This is a genomic window from Nonomuraea sp. NPDC003707 (assembly GCF_053587055.1).
The window spans coordinates 298,600-316,679 of record NZ_JBSFNK010000006.1 but is presented as its reverse complement, the minus strand read 5'-3'; the positions used below and the strand labels follow the sequence as shown (position 1 = coordinate 316,679).

Here is an 18,080-nt window from a genome sequence, read left to right as displayed (position 1 = left end):
TTCTCGTGCGTCAGCAGCCAGTCATCGCCGTCGTGGGCCCCACGGCGGCCGGAAAGTCCGACCTCGCCGTGGACATCGCGCTCCGCCTCGGAGGCGAGTGCGTCAACGCCGACTCCATGCAGCTCTACCGCGGCATGGACATCGGCACGGCCAAGCTCACCCCCGCCGAGCAGCGCGGCGTCCCGCACCACCTGCTGGACGTCTGGGACGTCACGGTCACGGCCAGCGTGGCCGAATACCAGAAGCTGGCCAGGGAGGTCATCGACTCCGTCGCGGTGCCCGTGCTGGTCGGCGGCAGCGGCCTGTACGTGCGGGCGGCCATCGACGAGCTGGAGTTCCCCGGCACCGACCCGGAGATCAGGGCCAGGCTGGAGGGCGAGCTGGCCGAGCGCGGCCCCGCCCCGCTCTACGAGCGCCTGCGCGACCTCGACCCGGTGGCCGCGGCGGCGATCCTGCCGAGCAACGGCCGCCGCATCGTCCGCGCGCTGGAGGTGATCGAGCACTCCGGCCGCCCGTTCTCGGCCACCATGCCCGGCTACGACGCCGTCTACCCGAGCGTGCAGATCGGCCTCGAGGTGCCCAGGCCGGAGCTGGACGAGCGGATCGCGCTCAGGGTCGAGCGCATGTGGCGGGCGGGCCTGGTCGAGGAGGTGCGGGGGCTGCTCGGGCAGGGCCTGGCCGAGGGCCGTACGGCGAGCCGTGCCCTCGGATACGCCCAGGTCATCCGCTTCCTGGAGGGGGAGTGGAGCGAGGAGCAGGCGATCGAGGAGACCGTCAGGACCACCAGGCGCTTCGCCCGCCGCCAGGAGTCGTGGTTCCGCCGCGATCCCCGGGTGCGCTGGCTGCCGTACGACCTGCCTGATCTGCTTGAGAGGTCCCTGGCGCTGATCTCCGCAAACCCGTTCGCATAAGCTTGCAAGATGCGGTTTCTTAAGGGGCACGGCACCGAGAACGACTTCGTCATCCTTCCCGACCCTGGCGGAGAGGCAGGCGTGACCGCCTCGCTCGTCGCCAAGATCTGCGACAGGAGAGCCGGCATAGGGGCTGACGGCGTGCTGGTGGTGACGCGCACCAAGGAGAGCCGTGAGGTGGCCGAGCACGCCGCCGTGGCCGAGTGGTTCATGGACTACCGCAACGCCGACGGCAGCGTGGCCGAGATGTGCGGCAACGGCGTGCGCGTGTTCGCCCGCTACCTGATCGACGAAGGGCTGGAGAAGCCCGGCGAGTTCATGCTGGCCACCAGGGGCGGCGTCCGCAGGGTCCGCGTCGAGCCCAACGGCGACATCACCGTCGACATGGGCAAGCCTGTCGTGCTCGGCGAGAGCGTGGCGACCGTCGGCGGCCAGGAATACACGGGGCTCCACGTCGACATGGGCAACCCCCACCTGGCCTGCGCCATCGGCGACCCCGTCGCCCAACTCGACCTCCACTACCAGCCGGGCTTCGACCCCGGCGTCTTCCCCGCCGGGGTCAACATCGAGCTGTTCAACCCCGTCGGCATCAGCCGCGCGGTCATGCGCGTCCACGAGCGCGGCTGCGGCGAGACCCGCTCCTGCGGCACCGGCACGGTGGCCACGGCGGTCGCCGCCGCGGCCCTGTCGGGCGAGACCACCGGCACCTGGACGATCGAGGTGCCCGGCGGCACGCTGACCGTCGTCCTGGACGAGGAGACGAGCTACCTGTCCGGCCCCGCGGTCATAGTGGCCAGGGGCGAGCTGATGCTTGCAGAATAATGTTCTCTTGAGGGATGCTGGGTCCACTTCGCGAACTGAGAGGTGGACCATGGCTGACCCACGCACCACCGCGAGGCAGGTCAAAGCGGCGATCGGCCAGTACGGCGGCGGGTTCATGATCTCCAGAGAGGCCAAGGCCGTCTGCGAGGAGTACGGCCTCGGCGCCCGCGAGTTCTACTTCCGGGGGCGCTGCGGCGTGCTCGGCGAATGCGACGCCGACGTCGTCAATTCGGTCGCCGTTTTCTTCCCGCCCGACCACGTCGAGCAGAGCTGGAACGGCGGCCGCAAGCTCCCCGTCGACCAGGCCGTCGAGCTGTACGCCGAGGTCTGCGGGGCCTGGGGGCGGCGCAAACTGGGCGGCTACGAGGGCTGCGCGCGGCTCGCGGAGCTGCTCCAGCCGGTCGTCGATGCCGCCCCGTGCGCGGGCGTCCCGCTGTTCGCGGGCTGGCGGGCCGTGCCGCTGCCCGACGACCCGCCCGCGCGGGCCGTACAGCTCATGCACGTCGTACGCGAGCTGCGCGGCGGACTGCACACCAACGCCGTGATCGCGGCCGGCCTGCACCCGCTGGAGGCCACGCTCGCGAGCGGCCACGACGCGACTCCGTTCGGGACCACCACGGGAGAGATGATCGCCAAGTTCTTCCAGTGGCCGGAGCCGTACGCCACGCCGGGCCCGGAGGTCGTGGCGCGCCGCGCCGCGGTGGAGGAGACGACGGACGACCTGATGGCATCGGCATTTTCGGTCCTTGACAGCAGCGAAACGGACGAGCTGATCGGCCTTCTGCGTTTTGGGGACGCTCGTTGACCTGGCAGACTGGCTCCCCATGGACGTGGACATCTGGGCCTGGGTCGGCGAAACCCAGCAGCAGCTTTCCGAGGCGGGCAACGTTGGCCTCGCCATGGCGCTGGGAGACCTCCCCGCACAGGCCTACGAGGGCCGATATCCGCAGCTCGACGTCATGGCCCCGGCCATCGCGCAGCAGGCCGAGGCCCTTGAGCTGCCCTGGCTCGAGTTCTACGCCCGCTACTGGCACCTGATCGGCCGCATCGGCGACCGGGCGCAGGGCGCGGTCGCCGTGGACGACGCGCAGCAGCTGCTGGCGTTCGCCCAGCGCGAAGACGTACGCGACTGCCCGGCCGCCCCGGCGGCCGTCGAGGCCCTCGCCATCGCCTGGGCCAACACCGACGGCCCCGGCTACGCGAGCGAGCGCCTGGAGGCGCTGGGGGCGCACATCGAGGGCATGAGCCCGGAGAAGCCCGCCTTCACGGGCCTGGTCACCGAATACGTCGCCGCGCTCATCGACGCCGGCAAGGCGGGCGAGGCCGTGACCTACGCCGAGTCCGCCGTCGAGCGGCTGCGGGTCGCGGGCCGCGAGGCGAGCTGGGAGCTCGGCGCCGAGAGCGCCCGCGCGCTGCTCGCCGCGGGGCGCGCCGAGGACGCCCTCAACGCGCTGCAGGCCGCGGCCGAGTTCCAGGCCGACGACCCGGTGGCCAAGGAGCACCGCGACGGCGTGCGGCGGGCCCTGATCCTCGCCACGCTCGGCCGCACCGCCGAGGCCGTGGACGCGCTGCCCGACCTCGACGTGGTCGGCGAGCACCCGCGCGTGTTCGTGGAGTGGTCGCAGGCGGTCAGCAAGCTGGCCGGCTCGTCCCAGATCACCAACACCTGGCAGCTCGGCCGCGTGCTGCGCCAGTGGATCGACTACTTCGGCATGATGGGCGGCTACCGCGCCCGCGTCGAGCTCGCGCTGGTCGCCGGCGACCTGGCCATCGCCAGGCAGGGCGTGTGGCAGGCCCGGCTGCTGGCCGACCTGACCGAGTCCGGCGCCGCCGAGCTGCGCGAGACCGAGGGTGTCGCCGATCGGGTCGCCGCCCTGCGGGCCGCCGCCGACGCCACCTCCGAGCCCGAGGCCCCGGGCCCGCTCGACGAGCGCGTCGGCCTCTTCGACGCCGCCGACGGCTTCAACGCCGACCCGGAGCGGTGGGTCGGCTGGCTGGCGCCGCTGTCCGGGGAGGACCTGGAGGCCACCCGCCGCCACACCACCACGCTCGGCTTCCTCGGCTACCCCGCCACCGGCGCCGACATCTACTGGAAGATGCTGGTCGACACCGGCGACATCGCCGGCGCCGACTCCGACGACGTGGCCTACCTGACCACGCTGCTCGTCGAGGCCCGCCAGGACGAGCGGCTGGAGCAGATGGCCGCGATGCTGCCGCACGCCGCCCAGCACCTCACGCTGGCCCGGCTGCACAGCGCCCGCGAGCGCTGGGAGGAGACGGTCGAGGCCGCCGAGCACGCTGTCGCGGCCGGCTCCGGGATCGAGGCCCGCCGCCTGCTGTCCGGCGCCGCCCAGCAGATCGACGCCAACTCCAGGGCCGCGGAGGTGCTGCTGGAGGTGATCGACGAGCTCGTCGACGAGGACGTCTGGCGCATGATCGTCATGGCCACCTCGGCGGAGGACTGGGACACCGTGCGCAAGGGCGCGGCCAAGATCGGCATGCCGATCAAGTCCAAGGAGGGCCCGATCGAGGAGGAGATGGGCCTCATCCGGCTCATCCTCCCCGCGCCCGACGGAGGCCAGCGCCAGGTGCTGTCCATCCGCACCGGCCCGGCCACGGCCCGGCTCGCCCTGCCGCAGCCGCGCGGCATGGACTACAACGCCGGCGACCTGGTCGTCTTCGACCCGCAGCTGCTGGAGCCGGTGCCCGACGACCCGCAGGAGCAGCAGAACTTCGTGCCGCCGTTCGCCGCGGTGCGTATCCTGCGGCCCGGCGGCTACACCAGCTACTTCTTCGACGGCGCCGCGCCGAGCGAGGAGGACTGGGCGGAGTTCACCGAGGTCATGGCCGAGCGCGGCTGGCCCATGTGGGTCTACAGCGACGAGAACTACACCATCACCCACCCGAGCTCGGGCGAGGCGCTGCCCGGGGTGTTCGGCTGGGTCGCGGTCCCGCCGAACGTGTCGCCCTCCGAGGTCGACGCGCTGCTCGACGACGCCACGGAGCGGTGGGTGCACCCGCTGGCCTGGCTCGACCTGGCCCGCGAGATCGACGTCGAGGTCGAGCGGCACGAGCGGATCGTCAAGGAATACGGCCTCTGACGGCTGCGTCCCGGGCCCCGGAAGGGCATCACCCGCGCGTGGTGCCCTTCCCCGGGAAGCGGCACGCGTAGGTGAGCGGGAAGGCGGGATGTGACGTGCTGGAGCGGTTCGCGCTCGACGGCAAGGTGGCCATCGTCACCGGCGCCTCCTCGGGGCTGGGTGTCGCGTTCGCCTGCGGTCTCGCGGAGGCCGGCGCCGACGTCGTGATCGGGGCCCGGCGTGCCGACCGCCTGGAGGAGACGCAGCGGCTGGTCGAGGAGACCGGCCGCCGGTGCCTGGCCGTGCAGACGGACGTGGCGCGCCCGGAGGACTGCGACGCGCTGGTGGCCGCCGCCGTCGATGCCATGGGCGCCGTGGACGTGCTGATCAACAACGCCGGCATCGGCACCGCCGTGCCCGCGCTGCGGGAGACGCCCGAGGAGTTCCGGCAGGTCATCGACGTCAACCTGCTCGGCACGTACTGGATGGCTCAGGCATGCGCACGCGTGATGCGGCCCGGCTCGTCGATCGTGAACATCGGCAGCATCCTCGGCGAGACCACGGCCGGGCTGCCCCAGGCCGCCTACAGCGCGTCGAAGGCCGCGATCATCGGCCTCACCCGGGACCTCGCGCAGCAGTGGACCGGCCGGCGCGGCATCCGGGTCAACTGCCTGGAGCCGGGGTTCTTCCACTCGGAGATGACCGAGCAGTTCAAGCCCGGCTACGTGGAGGCGGTCGTCGAGTCCAGGGTGGTGATGAAGCGGCCGGGCGATCCGGCGGAGCTGGTGGCCGCGGCGGTCTTCCTGGCCGGCGACGCGGCCTCGTACATCACCGGGGTGACGCTTCCGGTGGACGGCGGAGTGCTGATCACCTGACGCGGGCGGCTACGAGCCGAAGCTGGTCACCGGCCGGCCGGCCGAGCACTCGATCTTGAGCTCGACCTCCGCCCCCTCCTCCGGCTCGAACTCCACCTTGGCCTTGCGGGCGGGCCCCGGCTCGACCTGGTCCACCGAGTAGTTCTGGGCCGGGCTCCACGAGCGCAGCGTGACCAGGTCGCCCTCGCACGAGGCGATCACGGTGCCGCCCGCGGTGCGGATCAGCTTGCCCTGAGCCGTCTGCGGCGGCGTCTCCGCCGTCGGGGTGGCGTCGCCGGCCGGGGTGCCGGTGGCGCGCTGGGTGGCGGTGTTCAGGGCGGCGCGGACCTCGGCCGGGCTGAGCACGTGGCCGGAGTCGCCGGTGAGGCCGGTGCCGAGCAGGGTGAGCACCGCCACGGCCGCGCCGGTCGCGGCGACGGCGGTGGCGGCCCAGGCCAGCACGAGTCTCTTCATGGTCGACAACCATCCCCCATGTACGGCTAACGCCAGGTTAAGGCGGTGCTAAGGCTGCTCGGGGCATCGTCATCGACCGTCTACGTTCTTGTATATGGCTGACATCCTGCTCATCGAGGACGACGTGGCGATCCGTACGGCGCTCAGCCGCGGCCTGCGCGAGCTCGGTCACGCCGTCTCCTCGTCCCCGACGGCGCTGGACGGGCTGCGGCTGGCCGTGCAGGACCGTCCCGACCTGATCGTGCTCGATCTGGGCCTGCCGGATCTGGACGGGGTGGAGCTGCTGCGGATGTTGCGGGCGGTCAGCAGGGTGCCGGTCATCGTGGCGACCGCGCGTGACGGGGACGCCGAGATGGTGCCGGTGCTGGACGCGGGGGCCGACGACTACGTGGTCAAGCCGTACAGCGCGGCCCAGCTCGACGCGCGGGTGCGGGCCGTCCTGCGGCGGGCCGGGGGGTCGGCGCCGGAGCCGGCGCTGGCGGTGGGGGCGTTGCGGGTGGACCCGCGGGCGCGTACGGCCACGCTCGACGGGACGGCGCTGGATCTGACGCCGCGCGAGTTCGACGTGCTGCACTATCTGGCCGCGCGGCCCGGCGAGGTGGTGACCAAGCGGGAGCTGCTGACGGAGGTGTGGCAGCTGCCGTACGGGGGCGCGGACAAGACCGTGGACGTGCACCTGTCGTGGCTGCGCAGGAAGCTGGGCGAGACGGCCGCGGAGCCCCGCTACCTGCACACGGTGCGCGGGGTCGGCGTCAAGCTGGTCGAGCCGTCATGACGCAGATGACGGCGGACGCGGGGACGCGGAGGGGGCGGGCGTGAGGCGGTGGCTGGCGTTGCTGGTGGCGGCCACGACGTCCCTCGTGCTGATCGCGTTGCTGGTGCCGATGGCGCTGCTCATCCGGGCCGTGGCCGAGAACGGCGCGATGGGCAGGGCGACCGCCGCAGCGGAGTCCGTGGCGGTCGCGGTGGGCACGCCCGACCTGGAGCTGGCGATGGCGCAGGTGCCGCGTCCGGTGACGGTGTTCCTGCCGGGCGGGCGCACGGTGGGCGTGGCGGCGGCCCGTACCGACGCGGTGCGCCTGGCCGCGACCGGGCGCAGCGTCACCGCCGTGACCTCCGGCGGCAGGGAGGTGCTGGTCTCCGCGCAGTCGTCCGGGGGGACGGCGGTGATCAGGGTGTTCGTGCCGGACGCGGAGCTGACGAAGGGCGTGCGCGAGGCGTGGCTCGGGCTGCTCGTGCTGGGGATCGTCCTGGTGGTGCTGGGGATCGTGCTGGCGGACCGGCTGGCGCTGGCCGTGACGCGGCCGGTGGACGGGCTGGCCCGGGTCTCGCACCGGCTGGCCGGGGGCGACCTGACGGCTCGGGCGGAGCCGGGCGGGCCTCCTGAGGTGCGTTCGGTGGCGCTGGCGCTCAACCATCTGGCGGGGCGGATCGACGAGCTGCTGGTGGCGGAGCGGGAGTCGGTGGCCGATCTGTCGCACCGGTTGCGTACCCCTTTGACCGGCCTCAGGCTGGACGCCGAGTCGCTGCGGGACCCGGAGGAGGCGGCGCGGCTGCAGGCCCGCGTGGACGCCCTGGAACGGGCGGTGAGCGCCGTCATCACGGACGCGCGGCGCCGCTCGGCCGGGCGCGCGTCGTGCGACGCGGCGGCGGTCGTGGGGGAGCGGGTGCGGTTCTGGTCGGTGCTGGCGGAGGACCAGTGCCGCGAGGTGTCGATCTCGCTGCCCGACGGGCCGCTGCCCGTCGCGGTGAGCGCCGAGGAGCTCGCGGCCTGCGTGGACGCCCTGCTCGGCAATGTCTTCGCGCACACCCCGGAAGGGGCCTCCATGGCGGTACGGCTCACGCCGCACCCGTCGGGGGCCGTGCTGGCGGTCGAGGACTCGGGGCCGGGCCTCGACCCGGAGCTGCTGGAACGGGGCAACAGCGGGGGCGGTTCGACCGGCCTCGGCCTCGACATCGCCCGCCGTACCGCCGAGTCCTCGGGCGGCCACCTGGCCGTCTCCACGCCCGAAGGGGGCGGCGCGCGGGTGGAGATGGTCTTAACCGGTGCTTAGCGCGCGATTATCGGCGATCGCGATTTCGTGGAGTCATGCAGATCACGAAGAAGTTCATCGTCGTCGGTGCCGGGATCGTCACGCTGGTCGCGGGCGGGGGCGTCGCCTTCGCCGCCACCACGTCCACGGCCGCCGCGCCCAAGGTCACGGCCGAGCAGGCCATGGAGATCGCGCACAAGGAGGTGGCCGGGGCCTGGGTCAGCGAGATCGACTACCAGCGCAGGGGTACGCGGCCCGACGCGTGGGAGGTCGAGCTGACCAAGGGCACGGAACGGCACGAACTGGACGTGGACGCGGCGACCGGCAAGGTCATCAAGCACCAGACGGATAGGGACGACGACCACGGCCACGACGACCACGACGACGACTGACGGCATCCCCCTACGGCCACCGGCCCACCGCGCGCGGCGGTGGGCCTTCCGGCCGTCAGCGGGTCATCTTCATGACGACCGGACGGTGGTCGGACAGGGTGCTCGACAGGACGGAGCCGCTCGTGGTGGTGACGCCCTTGGTGTAGATGTAGTCGATGCGGGCGTCCCCGTGGGTCGGCTGGTTGGCGTACCTGGCGCCGGTGTCCACCCAGCCCGCGCTCACGAACTTCTTCGACAGCGCGTCCGTCGGCGGCGCGTTGAAGTCGCCGGTGAGGATCAGCGGGGACCGGTTGGCGAGGTAATTACGCACCTTGTCCGCCTGGGCCTCGCGGCGGGCCACCGAGGTGGCCGACAGACCGGGGGACAGGTGGGTGGTGAACACCGTGATCGTCGAGCCGCCGCCTAGGTCGAGCTTGGCTCCGGCCATGGAGCGGTTGACCGGGCAGGTCTCGAAGTCGCTGATCGGGATCGTCACGCGCTCGAGGATCTTGAACGAGGACAGGATCGCGTTGCCCGCTTTGCCGGGCTGCGGATCGTCGCAGGGGCCGGGGTTGTCGCCCGCGCCGAAGTGGGCGTTGGCCGTGATGTCCCAGCCGAGCTCGTCGGCTAACTGCTTGACCTGGTCGGCCTCCGGCTTGCGATGGATCTCCTGCACGGTCACGATGTTGGCGCCGCTGCCGCGGATCACTGCGGCGATGGCCTTCATGTCGGCTGTGTCGCCCGCGACGTTCCAGTCGAGGACCACGAGGTTCGTCGTGGCGTGCGCCGGGACGGGCAGGGCGGTGGAGGCGAGCACCGTGACCGCCGCGGCCATCATCACTTTGATCCGTTTTGTCGCATGCATGCCGTCGGATCTTACGGACCGCGTGACTGTTCGTATAGATCTTCAGCAGCTCGACAGGATGCTCTCCATGGCGTCCTTCTCCGCCGAGGTCACCCAGACGGCGTACTTCGTCTTCACGTCGATCTGGCGGGCGATGTAGGTGCACCGGTACGACTTGACCGGCGGCAGCCAGGTGGCGGCGTCGGAGTCGCTCTTCTGGCCGTTGAGCGGGCCGTCGACGGCCATGAGGTTCAGCGGGTCGTTGGCGAACTCCTTGCGCTTGTCCGCCGCCCACTGCTGCGCGCCCTTCTGCCAGGCGTCCGACAGCGGGATCACGTGGTCGATCTGGACGGCGGTGCTGGTGTCCTGGCCGCGCTTGAAGTTGATCGTCTTGCCGCTGTACGGGTCGTGCAGCGTGCCGCTCAGCACGATGCAGTCGTGGGTCCCGGCCTTGAACTTCTCGTCCACCAGGTCCCGCTTGAGTATGTCGTTACGGGTGTCGCAGCCGTTGTGGTCGACATCCGACCACGCCGGGCCGAACTTGTCCCGGTCGAACCCGGTCTTCGGAGCGCGGCCCTTGACGGTTAACTTGGCGAGCTTCTTGCGGGCGTCCGAGACGGACACCGAGTCGGACTTGCCCCCCTTGTCGGTGCCGGCCGAGGACTGCCCCTGCAGCCCGCCACAGCCCGCCAGCACCGCCACCGTGGCCGCACCGGCCATGAACGCCCGAACCCGCCGCCCCACGCCCACTCCCCAGACTTCGCCGAACCTTCGTAAAGTCTAGGTCAAGTGCCCATAAAAGGCCCTATCACGCGTCCAGGGTGCCACTTCAACGTTTTGCAGTGGATAGGGCCCTGTGCACCTCCGGGCAAGGCTGCCTTAATCTGAACGTGGATCATGGCATGTCGGAAAGAGGGGACATGGCGCAGCGGCGCTTGCTGGAGGGACTCGGCGTCACCGTCGCCGAGGAGACCGCCTACCGCGCGCTGCTCAGGCACGGACCGGCGACGCTGAGCCAGCTCGCCGCCGAGACCGGCTCGTCCGCCGCGGCCATCCGCCGCATGCTGCCCAGGCTGGAGGACCTCGGCCTCATCTCCCGGGTGGCCGGCCGGCCGCTGCGGCTGATCGCCACTCCGCCGAACGTCGCCATCGACATCCTCGTCGCGCGCCGCCAGGAGGAGATCGCGCACAGCAGGGCCGCCGCCGCGCTGCTGGCCACCGAGGTCGCCGAGCGCAACGGGCCGCACCCGGAGGAGGTGCTGGAGGTGGTGAGCGGGCGCGACGCCGTGGCCCGCCGCTATCTCCAGCTGGAGCGCAACGCCACGCGGGAGATGCTCGTGCTGGTGCATCCGCCGTACGCGGTGGACGTCAGCGACGACCGGGAGAACCGCAGGCGGGCGGCCCGGCAGGGGGCGCCGATCCGCGGCATCTACGGCCCGCAGGCGTTCGAGCACCCCGGCATGCTGGCTCACACGCGGCGGGCCATCGCCGACGGCGAGCAGGCCAGGCTCGGGCAGGTGCCGGTCAAGCTGGCCATCGCCGACGCCCGCACGGCCATCCTGCCCCTGGTCTCCGACGAGGACCAGGCCGTGGAGAGCGCGCTCGTGGTGCACCCGTCCGCGTTGCTGGACGCGTTGGTGGGGCTGTTCGAGACGCTGTGGCGGGCCGCCGTGCCGCTCCGCCTGACCGCCGCGGACGGCCTGGAGCCCGAGGTGTGGCCGCGCACGCCCGACACGGAGGTGCTGGCGCTGCTGGCGGCCGGGATGAAGGACGACGCCATCGCCAGGCAGCTGGGGCTCAGCCCGCGTACGGTGCAGCGCCGGGTCCAGATGCTGTGCGAGCGCCTGGATGCCAGGACCCGCTTCCACGCGGGCTTCCTCGCCGCCCAGCACCGCCTGCTCGAATGATCTAGGCCTCCGCGCTCAGAGCTGTCTTCGTCAGCTCCGCCTGGCGCTGGATCTGCCCCAGGACGACGGGGTTCACCCCCTTGGCCTGGAACGTGGCGACCATCTGGTCCATCACCGCGTTCGCCCGGTCCAGGTCCCCCTGCCGCGCCTCGGCCCTGGCCAGGCGGCGCATCACCAGGTTGAGGGTGATGTTGTCGATGCTCGCGTCGCGGGCGACCTGGCTGAGGTGCTCGATGCCCTGCTTGGGATCCGGCGGCCGGACGCGCAGCCGCTTGCCCGCCGTCACCGCCTTGAACTCGCGCTCGGCGTTCAGCCCCTTGACCATGCGGGCGTAGACGGCCAGCGGGTGGGCGCCGTACCGGTCGATGACCTCGTCCAGGGCCTCGTTGCCCGAGCGTAGCGCGGGCGAGTCGGAGCCGAGCAGCGAGAACAGCTGCCCCTGCTCCTCGCCCAGCATCAGCTCGGCCACCTGGTGGTCGTCGCGGCTGACCGGGAAGCGCACCCTGACCAGGCACGCGGGGGAGACGATGCGGGAGCCGTCCGCGGCGATGTACTGGGCGCGCACGTGGTACTCGCCGGGCTGTTGGAAGTAGTGCCCGTCGCGGCCGTGCCCGATGTACGCGCTGCGGTACATGGCCGGGTTGCCCTCGTCCAGCCGGATCTCCGGCGAGGCGTCCACGCAGTGGCGCATCATCGGCCGGTACAGCACGGTCCTGCCGCCCGGCTGCGTGATCGACACCTGGGTGAACTCGGTGTCGGGGTGCAGATGGCCGTGCGTGACGCGGGGCTCGCCGGCGCAGGACAGCTTGAACTCGACCACGACGGGCTCGCCCAGCTCGAACGACTCCTTGGCGCGCAGCTCCAGCCGCAGCCCGGAGCGGTCCTCGACGGGCTGCTCGAACGGCGCGACCTCGGCGGCGCCGGTCCCGAACGCGTTCGCGCCCATGGCCACGTCGCGGTAGAAGCCGTGGCGCAGGTGGATCAGCTCCGGGTCCGTGAAGTGGAACGGGAACGCCGCCCAGTAACCTGGCTCGCCGCCCGGGCGGTAGTTCTGCACGTAGTTCATCCACGACAGATCGCCGAAGCCGCCGTCGGGGCCCAGCGGCTGGGGCGGGGTGCCGAGGTTCTTCTGCCAGGAGTGCAGCAGGTTGAAGGCGTGCCCGAGCTCATGCACGTACGTACGCAGCTGCGCCCGCTGCGCCTGCGGCGTGGTCCCCTTGATCACGTCGTAGAACACCGCGGACCCCTGCCGCTGGTGCGCGTCGTTGTAGTCGAACATGATCCCCCGGTAGCCGCCCACGTGCTTGCTGGCCACCAGCAGCCACACGCGCCAGGCCGGCGCGTCGCCGAACCCGCTGAACTGCTGCGTCATCGCGTGATGCAGCTCGGCGTCGTCCCACGCCAGGTCCGCGCCCGACCCGTCCACCGGGATCACCCTCGGCTGGGCGAAGGTCAGCTCGATGCCCGCCTCCGCGTACGCCGCCGGCACGCTCAGCTCCCTGGCCGGCGAGCCGCCCGGCCCCGGCAGCGTGCCGGTCTGGTACGACACGAACGGCACGGTCCCGATCACGGAGTCCTGCTCCAGCAGCACGCTGCGGAAGTACGGAGAGGCGAAGGCCACCTGGTACGTGCGCCCCGCGACCTCGGCCGTGCCCGACCCGTCGGCGATCGTGACGCTCACGTCCTTCACCGGAGTGTCGAACGTGAAGACCCCGCGCCCCTGGATCCGGGACTCCTGCACGGTGGGCGCGTTGACCACGAACGAGCCCGCGTAGGAGGTCGTCGCGCCCGCCACGGTGAACAGGTCGCCGCTCACCCGCCCGGTGGGCCTGGCCCCGTCGACATCGACCCGGAGTGCCAGCTGCGAGTCGCCGTCCTGTCCCTGGTACAGCCCGCTGATCATGGGCGCTCCCTCGCTCGGGGCCTACACGAGGGAACACTTCACCGACCGCGGGTGCCTGTCAACGCGATCCGCGAACTTGGAGAGCCCCGAGCAACTCCTCCGACGCCTTGGTGATCGTCTCCACCGCCCGCTCGAACGCCTCGGCGTTGTGCGCGGCGGGCGCGCGGAAGCCGGAGATCTTCCTGACGTACTGCAACGCCGCCGCCCGCACGTCCTCCTCGGTGACGCTCTCGGTGAACGGGGGGCGCAGGGTTTTGATGCTTCTACACATGCCCTAACCGTAACTTCGTTCAGCGTGCGTCGACCGCCGGGCCGAGCTCGTTGCCGAAGTCGAGCGCGATCTTGCGCATGCCCTCGGCCAGGTCGTCGCGGTCGATCGCGTCGATCCGCTCGGCGGGCCCGGAGACCGACATCGCGGCCACCACCCGCTCGCCGTCCCACACGGGCACGGCCAGGCAGTGCACGCCAAGCTCCTCCTCGCCCAGGTCCATGGCGTGACCCTGCGCCCTGACGAGCTCGAGCTCGGCCAGCATGGCCGTCAGGTCGGTGATCGTGTTGGGGGTGCGGCGGGGCATGCCGGTGCGCTCGAAGACGGCCACCGCCTCGGCCGCGGGCCGCCCGGCGAGCAGCGCCTTGCCCACGGCCGTGCTGTGCGGCAGCACCCGCCGGCCCACCTCGGCGAACATCCGCAGCCTGCGCGGCGAGGGCACCTGCGCCACGTAGACGACGAAGTCGCCTTCGAGCACGGCCAGGTTGGCGGTCTCGCCGGACAGCTCGACCATCTTGGTCAGGTACGGCTGCGCCCACACGCCCACCATGCTCTCGGCGATGCCGCCCAGCCGCACGAGGCCGCCGCCCAGGGCGTACCTCTTGTCGGATTCCTGGCGCACGTAGCCGCGGGCGAGCAGGGTGCGCAGCAGCCGGTGGATGGTCCCGTACGGCAGGCCGGTCCTGGCGGCGATCTCCGACAGGCCCGCCTCACCTCCGTGCTCGGCCAGCGCCTCCAGCACGTCCAGCGCCCGCTCCACCGACTGGACACTCATAGGGTGACCCCGCGCAGCGAAGCGTCGAGCACCTCGGCCGTGTGGGCCACCCTGATGTCCGAGCCGGCGCGCCGCATGGCCGCGGCGATCTGCATCGTGCAGCCGGGGTTGGCCGAGACCAGCAGCTCGGCGCCGGTCGTGGCGACCGCGCCGGCCTTCCTGTCGCCGAGGTTGCGGGCGGCTTCCGGCTGGAAGATGTTGTACGTGCCCGCCGACCCGCAGCAGATGGCCGACTCGGGGATCTCGCGGACCACCAGGTCGGGGATGCCGCTCAGCAGCTCGCGCGGCTGGGCGCGCACGCCCTGGGCGTGGGCCAGGTGGCAGGCGTCGTGGTAGGCGACGGTGAGCGGCAGCGGGTGCCGCTTGGCCACGGGCCCCAGCTCGGCGAGGTACTCCGACAGATCGACCACCCTGAATCCCGGCTCGCGCCCGAGCAGCTCGCCGTACTCCTTCATCGACGAGCCGCAGCCGGCCGCGTTCACCACGACGGTGTCCACCCCGGCCCTCTCGAACGTCCTGACCGTGCGGCGCGCCAGCCGCCTGGCCTGGTCCTCGCGCCCGGAGTGCACGCTGAGCGCCCCGCAGCAGCCCTGACCGCGCGGGATGACCACGTCGCAGCCCTCCAGGGAGAGCACCCGGGCGGTGGCCGCGTTCACCTGGGGGAAGAACTCGCCCTGCACGCATCCGGTGAGCATGCCCACCACGGCCCGGCGCTCGCCCCTGGCCCTGACGACGCGCGGCATCCGCTGCCGGTGCTCGACGCGCGGCGCGAGCGCGGCCATGGCGCCGAGGCTCGGATCGGCCCTGGCGAGGAACGGCGCCAGGCGCTCGGCCAGCCATATCCCCGGCCGCAGCAGCCGCAGCCTGCGCGGATAGGGGAACAGGCTGAACACGATCCCGCGCACGGCCCGCTCCTGCGGGTCCCGCACGTGCGTGCGCTCCACCTCGGCCCTGGTCTGCTCGATCAGGCGGTCGTACCGGACCCCGGACGGGCAGGCCGTGACGCACGCCATGCACCCGAGGCAGGCGTCGAAGTGCCCGGCCATCTCCGGGGTGACCGGGGTGCCCTCGACGTGCTGCTTCATCAGGTGGATGCGTCCGCGCGGCGAGTCCATCTCCTCGCCCCACAGCACGTACGTCGGGCACGTGGGGAGGCAGAACCCGCAGTGCACGCAGTCGTTGATCAGCTCCGGGTCCATGTCAAATGCCTCCCAAGAACCGGCCGGGAGACATCCTGCGCCCGGGGTCGAACCGTTCCTTGACCCGCCGCATCAACGGCAGCCCGCTCACCTGCCCCCACCTGTCGACGCCCTCGTACGGCGTGGCCAGCACGTTCAGCCGCCCGCCCAGCGCCTCGATCCGCCCCCGCAGCAGGGAGACGGCCGCCGCCAGTTCCTCCTCCGAGACCTCGTCCCAGAGCTCCAGGTACGCCCGCCCCGCCGCGGCCGACCCACGGAAGGCGAACCCGGCCTCCCCGGCGGCGGCCAGCGCCCCGGCCGCGCGCGCGGGCGGGAAGCGGACCTCCAGCAGCACGTCGTCCCTGAGGATCAGCCCCCACCACTCCGGCGCCTCGGCCGTGACCGTGCCCTCGCCCAGCACCTCGCGCAGCGCCAGCGCGCGCTGCTCGGCCGCCGAGCCCTCCACGAGCACCGCGACCGTCGCCTCCTTGCCGTCCGGGCAGTCGATCTCCACGGCGGACGGCTCGGCCTGGGAGGAGGTCAGGCGGAGCAGCACGTCGTCGGCAGGTTCGGTGGCCGCCACGAGCCAGCGCCGCTCCACGGGCAGCGGGTGCAGCCGGAACGTGGCCTCCGCGATCACGCCGAGCGTGCCCTGCGAGCCCGTGAAGAGCTTGCCGAGGTCGTAGCCCGCGACGTTCTTGACCACCCGGCCGCCGGACCTGGCGACGGTCCCGTCGGGCAGCACGACCGTGATGCCGATGAGCAGGTCGCGGGCGGTGCCGTACCGGAAGGCGCGCGGGCCCGCCGTCGCGGTGGCGAGCGTGCCGCCGACCGTGGTGTGCTCCCTGAACGGCGGGTCGAGCGCCAGCTCCTGGCCCTGCTCGGCGAGCGCGGCGGCCAGCGCGTCCATGGTCAGCCCGGCCTGCGCGCGCACGACGAGGTCGCCGGCGGCGTGCTCGATGAGGGAGTTCATGCAGCACAGGTCGATGAGCACGTCGCAGCGCTCGGGCGGTGCGCCCCAGTGCAGCTTCGTACCGCCGCCCGCGGGCACCGCCGCCAGGTCCTGCTCGGCGCAGGCCCGCAGCACGGCCGAGATCTCCTCGACCGTCTCGGGCAGGGCGACCCAGCGGGGCAGCACGCCGTTGACGGCGTCGTCGGCGTCCGCCTGCCTGATGGTCACCCCCGTGTCGGCCAGCATCAGAACTGCTCCGCCTTCCCCGACTCCACCAGCGGGTGCACGCCTTTGCGCACTCCCGGCACCTCGCCGCACAGGCGCGGGGTGGGGAACACCTTGCCCGGGTTCGACAGGCCACGAGGGTCGAACGCGCACCGGACGAGTTGCATGGTGTCCAGGTCGTCCGCGCTGAACATCTTCGGCATATAGCGGGATTTATCCACCCCGACTCCGTGCTCGCCCGTGATCGAGCCGCCGTGCTCGATGCACAGGTCGAGGATCGCCCCGGAGACCACCTCGGCCCGCTCGCCGGCCCCCGGCTCCGCGTCGTCGAACAGCACGAGCGGGTGCAGGTTGCCGTCCCCCGCGTGGAAGACGTTCGCGACCCTGATGCCGTGCTCGTGCGAGAGCCGGTCGATGGCCGCCAGCACACCGGGCAGGGACGTACGCGGCACCACGCCGTCCTGCACGATGTAGGCCGGGCTGATGCGCCCGACGGCGGCGAACGCCGACTTGCGGCCCTTCCAGATCGCCGCCCGCTCGTCCGGGCCGGCGGCCACCCGCAGCTCGAAGGCGCCCGAGCAGATCTCCGTGAGCCGGGCGAACTGCTCGTCCACCTCCGCCCGCGGGCCGTCCAGCTCCACGATCAGCACGGCGCCCGCGCCGTCGGGGTAGCGGCAGGCGACGGCAGCCTCGGCCGCCTCGATGGCCAGCGCGTCCATCATCTCGATCGCGGCGGGCACGATGCCCGCGCCGATGATCGCCGAGACGGCCTGGCCGCCCTGCTCGATGCTCTCGAACGCGGCCAGCACCGTGGTCACGGCCTCCGGCGCGCGGCTGAGGCGTACCGTGATCTTGGTGGCGATGCCCAGCGTGCCCTCGGAGCCGATGAACGCGCCCAGCAGGTCGTAGCCGGGGTCCATGCGGTCGAGCGTGACCAGGTCGCCGTCGGGGGTGACGATCTCGCAGGCCTCGACGTGGTTGACCGTGAAGCCGTACTTGAGGCAGTGGGCGCCGCCGGAGTTCTCGGCGACGTTGCCGCCGATGGAGCAGACCTGCTGGCTGGAGGGATCGGGCGCGTAGTAGTAGCCCCGGTCGCGCACGGCCTCGGTGATGGCCAGGTTGGTGACGCCGGGCTCGACGACCGCCCGGCGGTTGTCCAGGTCGATCTCCAGGATCCCGCGCATCTTGGAGGTGACGATGAGCACGCCGTCCTCGCGGGGGAGCGCGCCCCCCGACAGGCCGGTGCCCGAGCCCCTGGCCACGAAGGGCACGCCGAAGTCGTTGCACACGCGTACCACGCGGGCGACCTGCTCGGCCGTGTCGGGCAGCACGACCACGCCGGGGGTCGCCCGGTGGTAGGTGAGGCCGTCGCACTCGTACGTGCGCAGGCGTACCGGATCGGTGATCACCGAGTCATGGGGCAGCAGCGAGCGCAGGGCCGCTGTCAGCGTTTCCAGCACCCGATCCCCCTCTTTTTCCTAGT

Annotated in this window: 18 protein-coding genes; 9 read left to right on the top strand and 9 right to left on the bottom strand. The window is 72.2% G+C overall.

All coding sequences use genetic code 11. The features are described from left to right. The first annotated feature begins 5 nt into the window (after window positions 1–5). From miaA to ACWDRB_RS18325, 5 genes are all read left to right on the top strand, one after another. On the top strand, window positions 6–911 hold the full coding sequence (miaA, locus tag ACWDRB_RS18345) for a tRNA (adenosine(37)-N6)-dimethylallyltransferase MiaA (protein ID WP_449895216.1): 906 nt from the start codon (window positions 6–8) through the stop codon (window positions 909–911). A 9-nt stretch (window positions 912–920) separates the two neighbouring features. Then, on the top strand, window positions 921–1,733 hold the full coding sequence (gene dapF, locus ACWDRB_RS18340; protein WP_449895214.1) for a diaminopimelate epimerase: 813 nt from the start codon (window positions 921–923) through the stop codon (window positions 1,731–1,733). Window positions 1,734–1,782: 49 nt separating this feature from the next. Continuing rightward, entirely contained in the window at window positions 1,783–2,538 is a 756-nt protein-coding gene (locus ACWDRB_RS18335; RefSeq protein WP_449895211.1) for an SCO6745 family protein, read from the top strand. A 19-nt stretch (window positions 2,539–2,557) separates the two neighbouring features. Further along, complete coding sequence (locus ACWDRB_RS18330; protein WP_449895208.1) at window positions 2,558–4,834, top strand: tetratricopeptide repeat protein; 2,277 nt, start codon at window positions 2,558–2,560, stop codon at window positions 4,832–4,834. A 95-nt stretch (window positions 4,835–4,929) separates the two neighbouring features. Further along, window positions 4,930–5,688: an SDR family NAD(P)-dependent oxidoreductase gene (locus ACWDRB_RS18325; RefSeq protein WP_449895205.1), complete on the top strand. Its 759-nt coding sequence runs from the start codon at window positions 4,930–4,932 to the stop codon at window positions 5,686–5,688. A gap of 9 nt (window positions 5,689–5,697) precedes the next feature. Here the strand turns inward: ACWDRB_RS18325 and ACWDRB_RS18320 are convergent, their stop codons facing one another. Continuing rightward, complete coding sequence (locus ACWDRB_RS18320) at window positions 5,698–6,141, bottom strand: hypothetical protein (protein WP_449895203.1); 444 nt, start codon at window positions 6,139–6,141, stop codon at window positions 5,698–5,700. Window positions 6,142–6,235: 94 nt separating this feature from the next. On the opposite strand from ACWDRB_RS18320, the gene ACWDRB_RS18315 reads away from it, so the two are divergent. From ACWDRB_RS18315 to ACWDRB_RS18305, 3 genes are read left to right on the top strand one after another with little or no spacing between them, the layout of a single operon-like run. Then, the gene (locus ACWDRB_RS18315) at window positions 6,236–6,916 is read left to right on the top strand and encodes a response regulator transcription factor (protein ID WP_397366982.1); all 681 of its coding nucleotides are present in this window, start codon (window positions 6,236–6,238) and stop codon (window positions 6,914–6,916) included. Window positions 6,917–6,956: 40 nt separating this feature from the next. Then, the gene (locus ACWDRB_RS18310; RefSeq protein WP_449895199.1) at window positions 6,957–8,195 is read left to right on the top strand and encodes an ATP-binding protein; all 1,239 of its coding nucleotides are present in this window, start codon (window positions 6,957–6,959) and stop codon (window positions 8,193–8,195) included. A gap of 35 nt (window positions 8,196–8,230) precedes the next feature. Then, window positions 8,231–8,566, top strand: coding sequence for a PepSY domain-containing protein (locus tag ACWDRB_RS18305; RefSeq protein WP_355201748.1), 336 nt, complete (start codon window positions 8,231–8,233; stop codon window positions 8,564–8,566). A gap of 55 nt (window positions 8,567–8,621) precedes the next feature. Here ACWDRB_RS18305 and ACWDRB_RS18300 read toward each other — a convergent pair whose 3' ends face one another. Together ACWDRB_RS18300 and ACWDRB_RS18295 are read right to left on the bottom strand one after the other, a co-directional pair. Next, a complete protein-coding gene (locus ACWDRB_RS18300; protein WP_355201750.1) occupies window positions 8,622–9,410 on the bottom strand; it encodes an endonuclease/exonuclease/phosphatase family protein in 789 nt (262 codons plus the stop codon). A 42-nt stretch (window positions 9,411–9,452) separates the two neighbouring features. Beyond that, a complete protein-coding gene (locus ACWDRB_RS18295) occupies window positions 9,453–10,133 on the bottom strand; it encodes an HNH endonuclease family protein (RefSeq protein WP_350724858.1) in 681 nt (226 codons plus the stop codon). A gap of 176 nt (window positions 10,134–10,309) precedes the next feature. On the opposite strand from ACWDRB_RS18295, the gene ACWDRB_RS18290 reads away from it, so the two are divergent. After that, window positions 10,310–11,296, top strand: a complete 987-nt coding sequence (locus tag ACWDRB_RS18290) for a helix-turn-helix transcriptional regulator (RefSeq protein ID WP_350724860.1) — start codon at window positions 10,310–10,312, stop codon at window positions 11,294–11,296. A gap of 1 nt (window position 11,297) precedes the next feature. Here the strand turns inward: ACWDRB_RS18290 and ACWDRB_RS18285 are convergent, their stop codons facing one another. From ACWDRB_RS18285 to ACWDRB_RS18260, 6 genes are read right to left on the bottom strand one after another with little or no spacing between them, the layout of a single operon-like run. Then, on the bottom strand, window positions 11,298–13,199 hold the full coding sequence (locus tag ACWDRB_RS18285; protein WP_449895194.1) for a hypothetical protein: 1,902 nt from the start codon (window positions 13,197–13,199) through the stop codon (window positions 11,298–11,300). Window positions 13,200–13,257: 58 nt separating this feature from the next. Then, a complete protein-coding gene (locus tag ACWDRB_RS18280) occupies window positions 13,258–13,470 on the bottom strand; it encodes a DUF2277 domain-containing protein (protein ID WP_350724864.1) in 213 nt (70 codons plus the stop codon). Between the two features lie 19 nt (window positions 13,471–13,489). Beyond that, window positions 13,490–14,242, bottom strand: coding sequence for an IclR family transcriptional regulator (locus ACWDRB_RS18275; RefSeq protein WP_355201756.1), 753 nt, complete (start codon window positions 14,240–14,242; stop codon window positions 13,490–13,492). Then, window positions 14,239–15,441, bottom strand: a complete 1,203-nt coding sequence (locus ACWDRB_RS18270) for a (Fe-S)-binding protein (protein WP_449895189.1) — start codon at window positions 15,439–15,441, stop codon at window positions 14,239–14,241. Before ACWDRB_RS18270 ends, ACWDRB_RS18275 begins: the two co-directional genes overlap by 4 nt. Before the next feature lies 1 nt (window position 15,442). Continuing rightward, window positions 15,443–16,618, bottom strand: a complete 1,176-nt coding sequence (locus ACWDRB_RS18265; protein ID WP_449895187.1) for an FAD-binding oxidoreductase — start codon at window positions 16,616–16,618, stop codon at window positions 15,443–15,445. After that, on the bottom strand, window positions 16,618–18,054 hold the full coding sequence (locus ACWDRB_RS18260) for an FAD-linked oxidase C-terminal domain-containing protein (RefSeq protein ID WP_449895605.1): 1,437 nt from the start codon (window positions 18,052–18,054) through the stop codon (window positions 16,618–16,620). Before ACWDRB_RS18260 ends, ACWDRB_RS18265 begins: the two co-directional genes overlap by 1 nt. Window positions 18,055–18,080: the final 26 nt, after the last annotated feature.

Coding starts and splice junctions, on each gene's coding strand:
- ACWDRB_RS18315 (WP_397366982.1), top strand. CDS start 6,236: ATGGCTGACATCCTGCTCATCGAGGACGACGTGGCGATCCGTACGGCG.
- ACWDRB_RS18290 (WP_350724860.1), top strand. CDS start 10,310: ATGGCGCAGCGGCGCTTGCTGGAGGGACTCGGCGTCACCGTCGCCGAG.
- dapF (WP_449895214.1), top strand. CDS start 921: ATGCGGTTTCTTAAGGGGCACGGCACCGAGAACGACTTCGTCATCCTT.
- ACWDRB_RS18285 (WP_449895194.1), bottom strand. CDS start 13,199: ATGATCAGCGGGCTGTACCAGGGACAGGACGGCGACTCGCAGCTGGCA.
- ACWDRB_RS18335 (WP_449895211.1), top strand. CDS start 1,783: ATGGCTGACCCACGCACCACCGCGAGGCAGGTCAAAGCGGCGATCGGC.
- ACWDRB_RS18265 (WP_449895187.1), bottom strand. CDS start 16,618: ATGCTGGCCGACACGGGGGTGACCATCAGGCAGGCGGACGCCGACGAC.
- ACWDRB_RS18275 (WP_355201756.1), bottom strand. CDS start 14,242: ATGAGTGTCCAGTCGGTGGAGCGGGCGCTGGACGTGCTGGAGGCGCTG.
- ACWDRB_RS18320 (WP_449895203.1), bottom strand. CDS start 6,141: ATGAAGAGACTCGTGCTGGCCTGGGCCGCCACCGCCGTCGCCGCGACC.
- ACWDRB_RS18305 (WP_355201748.1), top strand. CDS start 8,231: ATGCAGATCACGAAGAAGTTCATCGTCGTCGGTGCCGGGATCGTCACG.
- ACWDRB_RS18270 (WP_449895189.1), bottom strand. CDS start 15,441: ATGGACCCGGAGCTGATCAACGACTGCGTGCACTGCGGGTTCTGCCTC.
- ACWDRB_RS18280 (WP_350724864.1), bottom strand. CDS start 13,470: ATGTGTAGAAGCATCAAAACCCTGCGCCCCCCGTTCACCGAGAGCGTC.
- ACWDRB_RS18300 (WP_355201750.1), bottom strand. CDS start 9,410: ATGCATGCGACAAAACGGATCAAAGTGATGATGGCCGCGGCGGTCACG.
- ACWDRB_RS18330 (WP_449895208.1), top strand. CDS start 2,558: ATGGACGTGGACATCTGGGCCTGGGTCGGCGAAACCCAGCAGCAGCTT.